The organism is Bradyrhizobium sp. Arg816, assembly GCF_029989365.1.
Taxonomy (GTDB): domain Bacteria; phylum Pseudomonadota; class Alphaproteobacteria; order Rhizobiales; family Xanthobacteraceae; genus Bradyrhizobium.
On the sequence record NZ_JAPRAQ010000013.1, the window covers coordinates 44,945 to 58,955 of the forward strand.

Consider the following 14,011-nt stretch of genomic DNA (forward strand, 5'->3'; position numbering starts at 1 on the left):
TCCTCGCCGGAATCCATGAGGAGCGAGCCATGACTGCACTCGAAAAGACTGCACTCGAAAAGGGCATAACCGCCGTTGGCACGGGCTATGGTGGCAAGAGCTGGAACATCCTGGGCCAGGTCTATTTTCCCAAGGCTGTCACAGATTCCACCTTCGCGTTCGAGACCAACAGCGAGCCCGGCCAGTTCGTGCCCGTGCACATCCATCCGACCCAGGACGAGTTCATCCTGGTGCAGGAAGGCACGCTCGACCTCAAGCTCGACGGCCAATGGGTCAAGGCCCATGCCGGGGATCTCGTGCGCATGCCGCGCGGCATCCCGCACGGCTATTTCAACAAGTCCGACAAGCCGTGCCGCGCGCTGTTCTGGGTCTCGCCGATGCAGAAGCTGGAGGCGCTGTTCAACCAGCTCCACAATCTGACCGACCCCGCCGAGGTCGTGCGCATCTCGGCGCTGCACGAGGTCGACTTCCTGCCGCCCGAGGCCAACGACTAGGCAGCGGCCTCCCGACCACTTCATCTGCTTGCAGGTCCGCCGGCCGCGCATTGCGGCCGAACGTGGCCGCTTGCGCCCGAAACACATTGATTGCGAGGAATCCCATGGTCAGCCCCAAGCATGTCTGCGTGATCGGCGCCGGCGTCTCCGGCCTCGCCGCCGCAAAGGCGTTTTCCAGCCACGGCCACCGCGTCACCATCGTCGAGCGCAGTGCCGATCTCGGCGGCGTCTGGGAGCCGGCGCGCTCCTATCCTGACGTCCAGACCCAGAGCCCGAAGGAACTCTACCGCTACACCGATCGCGCCATGCCGGACAGTTATCCGGAATGGCCCACCGGGCCGCAGGTCCATGCCTATCTCTGCGACTATGCGAAAAACTTTGGCCTCGACCACATGCTGCGCCTCAACACTGGGGTCGCGGGCATGGCGCGCCGCGCCGACGGCAAACCGGGCTGGACGCTCGCGTTGTCGAACAAGAACGGCACGACGAATGAAGATTTCGATTTCGTCGCGGTCTGCACCGGGCAGTTCAACGAGCCGCGCGAGCTGCATTGCCCGGGCGAGGACGGCTTTCTGGCGCAGGGTGGCCAGATCCTGCACTCGTCGACATACAGCGATCCGACGCTGGCGAAAGGACGCCGCGTCGTCGTGCTCGGCGGCTCGAAGTCCGCGACCGACATCGCGGTGAACGCGGTGAAATCGGGCGCGCGCGAGGTCACCATCGTGATGCGCGAGCCGGTGTGGCGCATTCCGTATTTCATCGGCGGGCTCGTGAACTTCAAGCGCATCCTCTACATCCGCGCGCAGGAGGAGATGTTTCCGGGCTGGGGCGCGAGCTCCATGGCACGGCTCGCGCACCGCATCGCCGCGCCGCTGATCTGGGCGAACTGGCGCGGACTGGAGAGCCTGTTGAAGGCACAGCTCAAGCTGAACCGGTGCAAGATGGTGCCGAAGGAGCGGATCGAGGACGGCGTCAACTGCTCGGTGCCGATCGCAACGCCGGGCTTTTACCCGATGGTCGCCGACGGCCGCATCAAGGCGGTGTTCGGCAGCTTCGATCACTATGAAGGCGACGGCATCGTGATGAGCGGTGGCGAGCGCGTCGCGGCCGACGTCGCCGTGCTCGCGATCGGCTACAAGCTCGGCGTGCCGTTCCTGCCCGCGGCCTATCGGCAGAAACTTGTCGATGCGGATGGGCAGTACCGGCTCTACCGCCTGATCGCCAACCCTGATCTGCCGGAGATGGGCTTCGTCGGCTTCAACTCGTCGTTCTGCACCGTGCTCTGCGCCGATCTCGCGGCAAACTGGCTGGTGCGCTATGCCGACGGCCAGCTCGCGAACCAGCCGACGGCACAAGCGATGCGCGACAATGTCGAGATGATGCTGCACTTCAAGCGCGTCGAACGGCCGGCTGCCGGCGTCTATGGCGGCCTCTGCGTCGCGCCTTATCACTACCGCCATTTCGACGAGCTCATGGCCGATATCGGCGCCAGGAACCAGAAGCGCGGCGGGCTTGCGGGGCACTTCCAGCCGCCGGATGCGGGTGCCTATGCGAAATTCCTGGCGACGGCGCCGGAGTACCGGGCCACAGCGTAAGGTCGGAGAACCCGGGCTGGGCGCGATTTGCAACTCGCCAGTCCGCGCGTTTGATGTTTACGATCCCGTGACCGACGAATCTCCGGCACATGGGAACCCGCCATGGGACGACGATGTCACGCCGCCACAGCCCTGGCGGTGCTTGGGCTGATCCTCACGACGTTCACGGTCAGCCAGGCACAAACGCTTAACGCAAAGCAATCCGAGGCGCTCGCCACCTACGATCGCGCGCTCGGCGATTTCAAATCCATCCTTGCCAAGCGGCGCCGACAGATCGAGGCGAAGGAGCCGTTGCCGAACCTGCCGGGACAGGCGCTCTATCTGGCACGCGTCGCTGTCATCAGTGCTTACAAGGATCTCACCGACGCCATGCCGTCGCGAATCGGCAAGCCCAACAAGTTCGAGATACCACCGGCCTATTTCGACGCCGACATCGAGCCGCTGATCGACGAATATTCAAAGCTGTTCGACGTCATGGAGGCGCCGCCGGCCGGCGCGCAGAACTCGGCGACGCCGTTCAAGGACGTCGTCGATCTCGCCACAGCGATCGCGCGCGCCAAGGGGCTTGCAGCGGCTCACGCCGAGGCTGCGGGCCGCATCAGCCTCGGGCTGTTCTTTGCGGAGACCAATGGCAAGCAGAATGTCCGCAACGGGCGTTCGAACACCTATATGGGCAGCTTCCAGACCGGCCCGTCCGAGGACCGCAACGGCCGCAGGAAATGGGAGGCCATCAAGGGCGACATCGTGGCGGCCAACCCCGAGCTCAGCGCGCGCGATGACAAGGAAGAGGCACGCGCCCGCGGCACGGACTATCGCTTCAACCACTGGACCAACGTGCGCGACGGCCTGATGAACGCACATGCGGAGGTCTTCCGGGAGATTCCGGGAATCGTGAAGACGCTTCCCGACCCGATCGACCAGATGAAGCTGTTCGAACTGATCCAGATCGTGCCGACCCCGACGCGGTCCGCGCTCAAATCAGGCGATCTGCTGAACTACAGGGTGTCCAGCCCGACCATCATGAAGCACCTGCGCAACAACAGCATCTTCGCGTTCGGACAGGCCGACCGGGCGCGGACCTCGGCCAGCTTCCGCGAGATTCTCGGTGCGATGTGGCTGTTCAACCGGAAGTTCGAGCGCGCGATGGTGAAATATTCGGAGCTGAAGATACGCTGAGGGATCGGTTGTCGCCGTCCTGGACACTGCAGGCTGTCACGCCCATACCTCCGCGCCCCGCGGCACGCAGAGAGAACGGCTTAGTTTTCCGCCTTGTAGCCGTCCGTCAGCGTCTTCAGGAACGCGATGATGTCGGCTTCGTCCTGCTCCGTCATCGCCGGCTTGTCGCCGGGGTGGCGATCGAAGGGAGGATCGGTGACGTCGACATTGGCATGATATTTTTGCGGCAGGTCGTCGTATTTCCGCACCGTGCCGTCGGCGGCGCGCGGAAAGACCTTTTCCGGATTGGTGTCGCGGAAATTGTAGAAGTCCAGCACCTGCTCGAGGGTGCTGAAGACGCCGTTGTGGAAGAAGGCGTGGCGCGTCGCCGTGTTGCGTAGCGTCGGCGTCAGGAACATGCCGCAATATTGCATCTGCTCGGGAATGTCGGTGCGCTGCGGGCCGCAGACGCCGAGATCGAAATGATTAGGATCGCGATTGCCGGCGAGCGCTGCATTGCGTGGGGCGCCGAGCGCCTCGTATTGGTGATCGGTGAACAGCGGCGGCAGGCCGTCGCGCGTCGGCGCCGAGGTGTGACAGCCGGCGCAATTGGCCTTGTCAGGGTCGTTGAACATCTGCAGGCCGCGCAGCTCGCTTTCGGACAGTCGCGCCTTGCCCTCGAGCCAGTGGTCGTACTTGCTGGTGTAGGGATGGAAGCTGACTTCCTCCACCTGATAGCGCGCCACCGCGAACATCGCCTCCGCGATCAGGAGCCGCTGATTTCTGAGCACGCCGGCGCCGAACAGCTCGACGAAGCGATTGGCGTAAGGCGCACGGCGCAGCTTGTCCGCGATGATCTCGGCACTGCCGCCGTCCATCTCGTTGGGGTCGAGCAGCGGGAACAGCGCCTGGTCCTGGAGCGTGTCGGCGCGGCCGTCCCAGAACAGACCGCCTTGCGGCACGATGTTCGCCGACGCGCCGCTGCCGCCGGCCGTCTTCGTCGTGCGCGCGGCCTGCTGGCCGATCGCAGCCATCTGCGCGAGGTCGATGACGTTGTCGTCGTCGCCCTTGTCGGGGCCGATGCTGAAATTCGGATGGCGATCGAGATAGGTCAGCGACGGCACCGCGCGTGCGCCTTGCCGCGACAGGGCGGCGCCGCCGAGCATCACCGGTCCGTCGTTGGGCGGACCGTAGGCGTGATCCGGGCTGTGGCAGGACGCGCAGGACAGCGCGCCGGACGACGACAGCGACGCGTCGTAGAAGATCTCCTTGCCGAGCTGCGCCATCGCGGACAACGGCGCGACGGGCGGACGCATGAGACGAACCGAATTCGGGTTCGCGCCGAGCTGGTTCGTCTCCGCAAGTCCTTGCGTCCCGGCCGCAAAGACGGCGCCGGCCAGACAAAGCAGGCCGGCGCCGAGGAGCCACATGGTGCGGCTGTTCATCAAGCGTCCCGTTGGACTAGTGGTGGTGATGCTCGTCCGACGGGCTGGTGATCACCGTGCCGGAGGTCGGATCGAGGAACAGCGCGTCGGTCCGATAGTCATGGCTGTGATCCTGATCGAAGTCGAACAGGTCCATGATCGAGCCAGAGCTGGCATCGAACGAGCCGCCACCGATACGCTGGCCGCGCAGCCAGTTGTCCTCGATGAACCGCACCACGGACGCCTGCGAGATGTAGGTGCTGCTCACGTGGTTGGTCCTGGCGTAGGGCGAGACCACGATGAACGGAATGCGCGTGCCCGGACCGCAGCGGCCGTTCACCGGCTTGCCGACGAGACCCTTCGGTGCCGGCTGCTTCTGCGGGCCGAGGCCGCACAGGCCCGAACCGTTGACCTGATCGGCGGTCGGGTCATACGAGGCGCTCTTCGGCGCAACGTATTGGTGGTCGTACCAGCCGTCGGAGTCGTCATAGGTGATGACGACGGCGGTCTCGCGCCATTCCGGCTGCTTCTGGAGGAAGTTGATCAGCTCGACATTGCCGACCTGCTCGTCGAGCGGATCGGAGTTGCCGGCGTGACCGTCCTGGTAGGCCGACATCTTGATGTAGGAGACGGCCGGGAAATTGCCGGCCTTCACGGCGGCGTAGAAGTCCTCGATATCGTAGCCGTGGTTGGCGGGATCGACCTTGCCGTCCATCGCGTAAGTGTGGCCGACGGCATGCACCGAGCTCGGCCGCGCATGGGTCGGGTTCGCGGTCGACTTGTAGTACTGGAACCAGGCGTGGTGCGGAATGTAGTCCACGATGGTGCCGTTGACGTTGCTGGAGAAGGTGCTGCGGCCGCAGCCGGTGGTGCCGTTGGCGTTCTTGAGCGTCAGGTCGAAGCCGCCCATGAAGCTGCCCCAGCTGATGTGCTCGGCATTGAGCAGGTCACCGATGTTCTTGCCGTCCATCAGGATGGTGCTGGTCGTGCTCGAGCAGGGATCGTTGCCCGGATCGGTGTCGCCGATCAGCGTCAGGCCGCCCTGGCCGTCGGGAACGGTCTGCGTCGACACGCCGACAACGTTCTGCACGCCGTTGGTCTGGCCGGAGATCACCTCGAGCATGCCCGGCGTCGACGGACCGAAGGTGTCGGTCCAGGCATTGTCGCTCATGGCGAAGTGCTGGGCGTAATTCCAGAAGGCGGTGGTGGTGTTGCCGTCGAAATAGCCCATCACCTGACCGTTGGTGCCGAACGCACCGGCGCCGCCGGCTGTGCCGCGGCCGGTGAATTTCGGAAACAGGTCTTCCTTGCCGTTGTCCACGGCCTGCTGCTCGGGCGTGTAGGCGTGGTTCTGCGAGCGCGTGTTGGCCTGGGTGCGGTCGAGGCGGAACGGGTCCGTCGCGCCGGTGCCGTTGGCCGCGCTGTCGTTCGGATTGCTCACGAGCAAATGCGCGTTGGCGAGATTATTGACCTTCGGCGTATGCGGCTTCGGCACGAAGGGGATCGAGCCTGACGGATTGGCCGCGTTCGGATAGGTCGCGAAGTAATGATCGAACGAACGGTTCTCGTTGAAGATGATCACGAGATGCTTGATCGGCGTCTCGGTGTGGATGTCATGCGGATGACGGTGATGATCGCGATCGTTGTCATGATCATGTCCGCGATCGCGGTCACGGCCGAAGTCGTCCGCGAGGACGGGAAGAGTGCACGCGAGCGCGCTCGCGGCCGCGAAAATCGCAGCCGTCGTCAGAAGTCTCGATTTCATTTTTTTGACGCCCCGGAAATGAGGATGTTTACGATCAGAAATATTTCTAGACAGCTGGGGTGACAGAGCTGTGTCAGTTTGACGCACGAGACACTTTGCGCACTGGTCGGCGCATAATTTTTTAAGCGGGCGCGTGCTTCACGCCGCCGGGTCACGTCATGCCGTTTTATTCCCCGAGCGCAGGCAAAAATGATCGCGCCCAGATTGTTGCGCGATACGCCCGGTTGCATTTAGCTTTGCCGGAAGAACATAACTTTCGGGGGAAACATGAAAGCCGCATTTGGCAGGCGCACGCGCCTTGCCGCGTCAGCCCTTGTAGCGACCTCGATGATCGGCGTTGCCAATTTCGCTGCTCATGCCGAGATCGTCGTCACCGCCAATGACGGCGAGATGGCGCTGGAAAATGGCGTTGCCGTGGTCCGCAAGCAGCCGCTGCCGGACACCGTCAGCGTCATCGATCTCACCGACGGCACGCTGAAACTGCTTGGCGAGGTGCCGGCTCCCGCCAGCGTCGTCGGCCCGCCGCCGAGCGTGGCGGTCGCATCCGATGGCGCGTACGCGCTGGTGACGGGCGCCAGGAAGATTGATCCGGCGGATGCGACCAAGACGGTGCCCGATGACAAGCTCTCCGTCATCGACCTCAAATCCTCGCCGCCAAAGGTGCTCGCGACGCTTCAGGCCGGCGCCGGCGCGGCCGGCGTCTCGATCAATCGTGCAGGCACGCTGGCACTGGTTGCGAACCGCAGCGAAGGCACGGTCTCGGTCTTCACGATCAGCGGCAGCACGCTGACGCCATCAGGCAAGATCCAGCTTGGCGACGCCAAATCAGGCCCGAGCCACGCCGTCTTCTCCCGTGACGGCGCGACCGCGCTGGTCACCCGTGACGGCGACAGCAAGATCTCACTTCTCACCGTGGACGGGACCAAGGTCGAATACACCAAGCGCGACCTCTCCGCCGGCATCCGCCCCTACGACATCGACCTCACCGGCAGCGCGGTGGCCGTCGTCGGCAATGTCGGCGCCAGCAGCGGCGACAGTGACACGATCAGCCTGATCGACATGAACGCCAAGCCGGTCCGCGTCGTCACGACTGTTACCGTCGGACAGACACCGGAGGCCGTGAAGATGTCGCCGGACGGCAGCCATGTCGCTGTCACCGTCATGAACGGCTCGAACAAGCCATCGGCCTCGCCCTTCTTCAACGATTTCGGGCTGCTGAAAGTCTACAAGATTTCAGGGACTGACCTCACGCCGGTTGCGGAGGCAAAGATCGGCCATTGGTGCCAGGGCATGGTGTGGTCGAAGGACTCCAAGCATGTCGTGGCGCAGTGCATGGTCGAGAACGAGCTGATTGCTTTCTCGTTCGACGGCAAGGCGCTGAACAAAATGTCCACGCTGAAGCTGCAGGTCAGCCCCGCAGGCATTCGTACCGCGGAGCCGTGAGCCAACCCTAATAGCAGGCGAGGAGCCCCGAGATGCCGTCAGAGCCGCTTGGTGAAATGGTAGCGACGAATACCACCGCCTAGTGTCTTGTTGCTGGCGGCATCGGCGATCTCTTCGCGCTCGTTCTCGTATCCCGCGCGTCGATACAGCTCCAGCGCATCCTGCTGAAGCTCGGACGTGCTTAGTTGCAATTCTAGCCGATTGCGGCGGCGGCACTCCTCTTCTGCGAACGCCAGCATCTTTCGCGCGATACCCCGGCGCCGCGCGCCGGGAGCAACGTACATGCGCCGTAACTCCATCGCGGACTCGCCGACGGCTTCCAGTCCAAACATGCCGACAATGTCGTCGTCGACGGCGACCCAGAAACCACCGTTGCGAACCGCATAATAGTCAGCGAGACGGTCAATCTCTTCCGCGAGGGAACGCGTAATGTATCCCTCAAATGCCTCCGCCAAATGGGCCGGCGCCAATAGACGATTGACCCGGACGAACAGCTCGCGCACAGCGGCTGCATCGGCCGGCAAGAAAGCGCGGATCTGAATCTCGCTTGCCATGGAGCCGCTGCCGCTACTCCGTCCGGATCGGCGTGTCCTTCAGGCCGTTGTTGTCATAGGCCTTGCGCAAGGTGCCGTTCGTCGTGGCTTCCGTCATGAACCTGGAAACGAACGTCAGCGCCTGGGGATGACCGAGCGGGACGGCGACGGCCGTCACCGTTTTCTTGAACGTCTCGTCCAGCACCTTCGTGCCCGGGATCTTCTGCGCCATCTTGTTGAGCTGGTCGCGCGACAGCGCGAAGGCGTCGATCTCGCCGCTCTTCAGGAGGCCGAAGATCTCGTCATAGGTCTGATAGCCCGTGACTTTCGCATTCTTCAGATGCGCGATCGCGCCGCGCATGGTCGTGGTGGCGTTGACGGCCGCGACCTTGATGCCGGGCTGGTCGAGGCTGGCGAAGTTGGTGACGGCTGAGCCGGGCTTGACGATGTAGGTGGCATCCGCGACCTCATAGATCGGGCCGAACATCATCTTGGTCTCGCGCTCGGGATCCTTGGGCAGCCAGGTTACGTCCCACGTCCCCTTGCCGGCTGCGTCGGTGATCTGCCCGGAATTCTGGTGCACGACATATTCGACGGGGACGCCGAGCTGGCCGGCCATCTCCTTGCCGAGGTCGACCGGCACGCCGGCATAGCCGGCTTCGGTCTTGGTCGACCAGAACGCGCCGCCCGCCGGGCTGATCGCGATCGCGACCCGCAGCTTGCCGGTCGGCGCGATCTCGTCCTTCAGGCCATCGGCTAGCGCGGGCATGGCGACTGCAGCTGCGAGAACGAGGCCGGCAAGGGCCGCCTGGAGGGACGTGGGCATGTCATGTTCTCCTCACCTTTTCTTCTTTCCACGGGCTTCGTTTCCGCTACGCCGGCTTTGACACAATTCTGGTCGATCATGCACCCGGTGAAAAGCGGTTTGCCATGACAAACCTGTCGAAGGCCACTGCGCCGTTTGCAGTGCGAGGCCGGTGACCGCCATGGCTATGGTGTTCCACGGCCGGGCATTTGTTGGTAGCCTGCTACACCGACAGACAATAATCGGGGGCCACCGAATGACCTGCGCGAATCCCGCGGATCTCGCACAACGGAACGGAGCGTGGAGACATGTCGGGCGGGCACTCGTCGCCGCGGCGGCCGTGGTGGCGCTCGCCGGCTGCGAGGACAAGAACGCGTTCGTGGCGCCGCCGCCGCCGAAGGTGGACGTCGCGGCGCCCGTGCAGCGCGCGGTGACGCGCTATGTCGAAGCTACCGGCACCACCGCGCCGGTCAAGAGCGTCGATCTGGTGGCGCGCGTGCAGGGCTTCCTGCAATCGATCGACTATCAGGACGGCAGCTTCGTCAAGCAGGGCACCCAGCTTTTCTTAATCGAGCCGGAGACCTACAAGCTCAAGCTCGAGCAGGCGCAGGCGGCCGAGGTCGGCGCGCAGGCCACGCTCAAGCAGGCCGAAGCCGATTTCAAGCGGCAGGCCGAGCTTGTGCAGCGCCAGGCGGTCTCGCAGTCCACCCTCGATACCTCGACGTCGACCCGCGACAACGCCCAGGCCAGTCTCCAGCAGGCGCAGGTCAATACGAGGCTCGCCGAGGTCAATTACGGCTACACCAAGGTGAGCGCGCCGTTTGACGGCATCGTCAGCGCGCACCTGGTCTCGATCGGCGAGCTCGTCGGCGTCTCCTCCCCGACCCAGCTTGCAACCATCGTCGCGCTCGACCCGATCTGGGTGAACTTCACGGTCAACGAGCAGGATGTCCTTCGCATCCGCGCCGAAGCGATCCGCCGCGGGCTGACCGTGGCCGACCTCAAACAGTTGCCGCTCCAGGTGGGCCTCCAGACCGAGACCGGCTATCCGCATGAAGGCCACCTCGACTACATCTCGCCGACCCTCAATACATCGACGGGCACACTCGCGGTGCGCGGCGTCTTGCCCAACGACAAGCGGGCGCTGCTGCCCGGCTATTTCGTCCGGGTCCGGGTGCCCTTCGACCAGGACAAGAGCGCCCTCCTCGTGCCCGACACCGCGCTCGGCAGCGACCAGGGCGGCCGCTATCTCCTGGTCGTCAATAGCGACAACATTGTCGAGCAGCGCAAGGTGCAGATCGGTCAGGTCGACAACGGCCTGCGGGTGATCGAAAGCGGCTTGAAGCCTGATGACCGCGTGGTGATCGCAGGGCTGCTGCGCGTGATCCCGGGTCAGAAGATCGATCCGCAACTGACGAAGATCGAGCAGCCGCAGGCGTCTGCCAAGTGAGGGGTCGCCAGCCATGATCTCGAAATTCTTCATCGAGCGGCCGGTCCTCTCGAACGTCATCGCGCTTCTGATGATCCTGATCGGCGGCGTCGCGCTGTTCAACCTCGCGATCGCGCAATATCCCGACGTGGTGCCGCCGACGGTGCAGGTCACCACGCGCTATCCCGGCGCCAGCGCCAAGACGGTGATCGATACCGTCGCGCTGCCGATCGAGCAGCAGGTCAACGGCGTCGAGGACATGCTCTACATGCAGTCCTACAGCGGCTCCGACGGCACCTACACGCTGACCGTGACCTTCAAAATCGGCACCGACCTCAACTTCGCGCAGGTGCTGGTGCAAAACCGCGTCTCCAGCGCGCTATCGCAACTGCCATCCTCCGTGCAGAACCAGGGCGTCACCGTCCAGAAGAAGTCGACCTCGATCCTGCTGTTCGTGACGCTGACCTCGCCGGACAAGACATTCGACAGCCTTTATCTGAGCAACTACGCCACCATCAACATTCGCGACGAGCTTTCGCGCCTGCCCGGCGTCGGCAACGTCACGGTGTTCGGCGCCGGCCAGTATTCGATGCGGGTGTGGCTCGATCCGAACAAGCTCCAGGTCCGCGGACTGATGCCGTCGGACGTCGTCACGGCGATCCAGCAGCAGAGCCAGCAGGTCTCGGCCGGCCAGGTCGGCGCGCCGCCGACGCCGCCGGGCCAGGCGTTCCAGTACACGTTAAATGTCAACGGCCGGCTCGACGACACCACCCAGTTCGAGAACATCATCGTCAAATCAGGCACCAGTGGCGACGTCACGCGCGTGCGCGACGTCGGCTGGGTCGAATTGGGCGCGCAGACCTACAGCCAGATCTTCTCGCTGAACAATCAGCCCGCCACCGGCATCGGCGTGTTCCAGTCGCCGGGCGCCAACGCGCTCCAGGTCGAGCAGGCCGTCGAGAAGAAGATGGCGGAGCTTGCAAAACGATTCCCCGAAGGCATCAAATACGACACGCCGTTCGACACCACCAAATTCGTCGAAGCCTCGGTGCACGAGGTCTACATGACGCTGATCGAGGCCGGCCTGCTGGTGCTGGTCGTGATCCTGGTGTTCTTGCAGGACTGGCGCGCGATGCTGGTGCCGGCGACGACCGTGCCCGTCACCATCATCGGCGCGTTCGCGGCGATGGCGGCGCTCGGCTTCACCATCAACATGTCGACGCTGTTCGCGATCGTGCTCGCGATCGGCATCGTCGTCGACGACGCCATCGTCGTGGTCGAGGGCGCCGCGCACAACATCGAGCAGGGCATGAACGGCCACGACGCCGCGATCAGGGCGATGGACCAGCTGTTCGCGCCGATCGTCGGCATCACCCTGGTGCTGATCTCGGTGTTCCTGCCGGCCTCGTTCCTCGCCGGCCTCACCGGGCGCATCTATTCGCAATTCGCGCTGGTGATCGCGGCGACCGCGCTGCTGTCCGCCATCAACGCGGCGACGCTGAAGCCGACGCAATGCGCGCTCTGGCTGCGGCCGACGGTGCCGCCGGAGCAGCGCAATTTCTTCTACCGCGGCTTCAACGCCGTCTATAACCGTGTCGAGCGGGGCTACACCCGCCTCATCGGCGTCCTGTGCAGGAACAGCACGGTCTCGGTCGCATTCGCACTGGTGCTGATCGGGATCGGCGGCTACGGCCTGTCGCGGGTGCCGACCGGCTTCCTGCCGATCGAGGACCAGGGCTATCTGATCGCGGCCGTGCAACTGCCCGACGGCGCCGCGCTGGAGCGGACCCAGACGGTGCTCGACAGAGCGAGCGTGCTGATCAAGGACACGCCTGGTGTCCAGCAGGTCATCACCATCGCCGGCATCTCCGCGCTCGACAACAGCGCCAGCCTTGCCAATGCCGGCGTCGCCTACATCATCCTGAAGGACTGGGGGGCGCGCAAAGGGCCCGGCGAGGATCTGCGTTCGCTGGTCTACGGGCTGAACGACAAGCTCGCGACCATCATGGAGGCACGCACTTTGGTGCTGCCGCCGCCGCCGATCCAGGGCATCGGCAACGCGGCCGGTTTCTCGATGCAGGTCGAGCTGCGCGACGGCAACAGCGATTTTGCAAAGCTCCAGGCCATCACCGGCGCGATGGTTTCCAACGCCCAGAGCCAGAGCGCGCTGCAGCGCGTCTCGTCTTCGTTCCGCTCGTCGGTGCCGCAGTTCAACGTCGAGATCGACCGCATCAAGACCCAGACGCTGCACGTCACCACCGATCAGGTGTTCGCGGCGCTGTCGACCTATCTCGGCTCGTCCTACGTCAATCAGTTCAACAAGTTCGGACGCGTGTTCCAGGTCTATACCCAGGCCGATCCCGCGTTCCGCGTCACCGAGCGCGACATCGCCAGCATGCAGGTGCGCAACTCGAACGGCGACATGATCCCGATCGGCACCGTCGCCACGATCACGCCGGCCACCGGCCCGTCGCTGATCAGCCTCTACAACCTCTACCCTTCCTCGACCATCGTCGGCCTGCCGGCGCAGGGCTACTCGTCCGGCCAGTCGCTGAAGCTGATGGAGGAGATCGGGGACAAGACGCTGCCGCCGGGCACAGGCTATGAGTGGACCGCGATGTCCTACCAGGAGAAGGCCGTCTCGAACCAGATCTACTGGGTGTTTGGCCTTGCCATGCTGCTGGTCTATCTCGTGCTCGCCGGCCAGTACGAGAGCTGGTACGCGCCGATCTCGGTGATCCTCGCGGTGCCGCTGTCGCTGATCGGGCCCATGCTGGTCCTCAACGCGTTGAAGATCGACAACAACCTCTATTGCCAGATCGGCCTGATCCTGCTGATCGCGCTGTCGGCCAAGAACGCGATCCTGATCGTCGAGGTCGGGCTCGAGCTGCACGGCCGCGACGGCAAGCCGGTGCTGGAATCCGCGATCGAGGCGGCGCGCGCCCGTTTCCGGCCGATCCTGATGACGTCGTTCGCCTTCATCCTCGGCGTGGTGCCGCTGGTGATCGCGACCGGCGCCGGCGCCAGCGCCCGCAAGTCGATCGGCATCACCGTATTCTCCGGCATGCTGGCCTCGACCTGCCTTGCAGTGCTGTTCGTGCCGGCCTTCTTCGTGGTGGTGCAGCGCTTCGAGAACTGGCGTGCATCGAAGAAGCCGCCGAAGGCGCAACCGGTGGCCGAGGTGAAACCCTAGGCTTTTCCTGCGGAGGCCTGTCCGATAAAAAAAGTCGAAAACAACCCCATGCACAGTAGAACGGCGTTGATGGCATTGGGGTTTTTGGAGCGTTCCGGTGCTTTGACACGTCGGGCAAAACACTGGCAGAATGGCATGATGGGCAGGCATTGCACGACGTGCCGTCACATCCCCC

10 protein-coding genes are annotated in these 14,011 nt (G+C 64.2%); 6 read left to right on the forward strand and 4 right to left on the reverse strand.

From position 1 onward, the window contains the following. Window positions 1-29: 29 nt before the first annotated feature. From OWC48_RS28015 to OWC48_RS28025, 3 genes are all read left to right on the forward strand, one after another. Window positions 30-494: a cupin domain-containing protein gene (locus tag OWC48_RS28015; RefSeq protein ID WP_282522885.1), complete on the forward strand. Its 465-nt coding sequence runs from the start codon at window positions 30-32 to the stop codon at window positions 492-494. 86 nt (window positions 495-580) lie between these two features. Further along, window positions 581-2,089, forward strand: a complete 1,509-nt coding sequence (locus OWC48_RS28020; RefSeq protein ID WP_368860675.1) for a flavin-containing monooxygenase — start codon at window positions 581-583, stop codon at window positions 2,087-2,089. Window positions 2,090-2,191: 102 nt separating this feature from the next. Then, complete coding sequence (locus tag OWC48_RS28025; protein ID WP_282522887.1) at window positions 2,192-3,265, forward strand: hypothetical protein; 1,074 nt, start codon at window positions 2,192-2,194, stop codon at window positions 3,263-3,265. A gap of 80 nt (window positions 3,266-3,345) precedes the next feature. Here the strand turns inward: OWC48_RS28025 and OWC48_RS28030 are convergent, their stop codons facing one another. Further along, window positions 3,346-4,689 carry a cytochrome-c peroxidase gene (locus OWC48_RS28030; RefSeq protein WP_282522888.1) on the reverse strand — a complete coding sequence of 448 codons (1,344 nt, stop codon included), beginning with the start codon at window positions 4,687-4,689 and terminating at the stop codon, window positions 3,346-3,348. Window positions 4,690-4,705: 16 nt separating this feature from the next. Next, window positions 4,706-6,433, reverse strand: coding sequence for a phospholipase C (locus OWC48_RS28035; RefSeq protein WP_282522889.1), 1,728 nt, complete (start codon window positions 6,431-6,433; stop codon window positions 4,706-4,708). Window positions 6,434-6,700: 267 nt separating this feature from the next. On the opposite strand from OWC48_RS28035, the gene OWC48_RS28040 reads away from it, so the two are divergent. Further along, window positions 6,701-7,876 (forward strand): beta-propeller fold lactonase family protein, encoded by a 1,176-nt coding sequence (locus OWC48_RS28040; RefSeq protein ID WP_282522890.1) that lies wholly within the window; start codon window positions 6,701-6,703, stop codon window positions 7,874-7,876. Between the two features lie 38 nt (window positions 7,877-7,914). Here the strand turns inward: OWC48_RS28040 and OWC48_RS28045 are convergent, their stop codons facing one another. Both OWC48_RS28045 and OWC48_RS28050 read right to left on the reverse strand, forming a co-directional pair. Continuing rightward, the gene (locus tag OWC48_RS28045) at window positions 7,915-8,430 is read right to left on the reverse strand and encodes a GNAT family N-acetyltransferase (protein WP_282522891.1); all 516 of its coding nucleotides are present in this window, start codon (window positions 8,428-8,430) and stop codon (window positions 7,915-7,917) included. Between the two features lie 13 nt (window positions 8,431-8,443). After that, complete coding sequence (locus OWC48_RS28050; protein WP_282522892.1) at window positions 8,444-9,235, reverse strand: ABC transporter substrate-binding protein; 792 nt, start codon at window positions 9,233-9,235, stop codon at window positions 8,444-8,446. A gap of 235 nt (window positions 9,236-9,470) precedes the next feature. Here OWC48_RS28050 and OWC48_RS28055 point away from each other — a divergent pair, with 235 nt between their 5' ends. Together OWC48_RS28055 and OWC48_RS28060 are read left to right on the forward strand one after the other, a co-directional pair. Then, the gene (locus OWC48_RS28055) at window positions 9,471-10,664 is read left to right on the forward strand and encodes an efflux RND transporter periplasmic adaptor subunit (RefSeq protein WP_282522893.1); all 1,194 of its coding nucleotides are present in this window, start codon (window positions 9,471-9,473) and stop codon (window positions 10,662-10,664) included. Between the two features lie 13 nt (window positions 10,665-10,677). Next, a complete protein-coding gene (locus tag OWC48_RS28060; protein WP_282522894.1) occupies window positions 10,678-13,836 on the forward strand; it encodes an efflux RND transporter permease subunit in 3,159 nt (1,052 codons plus the stop codon). Window positions 13,837-14,011 lie beyond the last annotated feature (175 nt).

What these genes read in the sequence shown, in the direction of transcription:
- OWC48_RS28055 (WP_282522893.1), top strand. Translation starts at nt 9,471, where the DNA reads ATGACCTGCGCGAATCCCGCGGATCTCGCACAACGGAACGGAGCGTGG.
- OWC48_RS28040 (WP_282522890.1), top strand. Translation starts at nt 6,701, where the DNA reads ATGAAAGCCGCATTTGGCAGGCGCACGCGCCTTGCCGCGTCAGCCCTT.
- OWC48_RS28060 (WP_282522894.1), top strand. Translation starts at nt 10,678, where the DNA reads ATGATCTCGAAATTCTTCATCGAGCGGCCGGTCCTCTCGAACGTCATC.
- OWC48_RS28030 (WP_282522888.1), bottom strand. Translation starts at nt 4,689, where the DNA reads ATGAACAGCCGCACCATGTGGCTCCTCGGCGCCGGCCTGCTTTGTCTG.
- OWC48_RS28045 (WP_282522891.1), bottom strand. Translation starts at nt 8,430, where the DNA reads ATGGCAAGCGAGATTCAGATCCGCGCTTTCTTGCCGGCCGATGCAGCC.
- OWC48_RS28035 (WP_282522889.1), bottom strand. Translation starts at nt 6,433, where the DNA reads ATGAAATCGAGACTTCTGACGACGGCTGCGATTTTCGCGGCCGCGAGC.
- OWC48_RS28050 (WP_282522892.1), bottom strand. Translation starts at nt 9,235, where the DNA reads ATGCCCACGTCCCTCCAGGCGGCCCTTGCCGGCCTCGTTCTCGCAGCT.
- OWC48_RS28025 (WP_282522887.1), top strand. Translation starts at nt 2,192, where the DNA reads ATGGGACGACGATGTCACGCCGCCACAGCCCTGGCGGTGCTTGGGCTG.
- OWC48_RS28015 (WP_282522885.1), top strand. Translation starts at nt 30, where the DNA reads ATGACTGCACTCGAAAAGACTGCACTCGAAAAGGGCATAACCGCCGTT.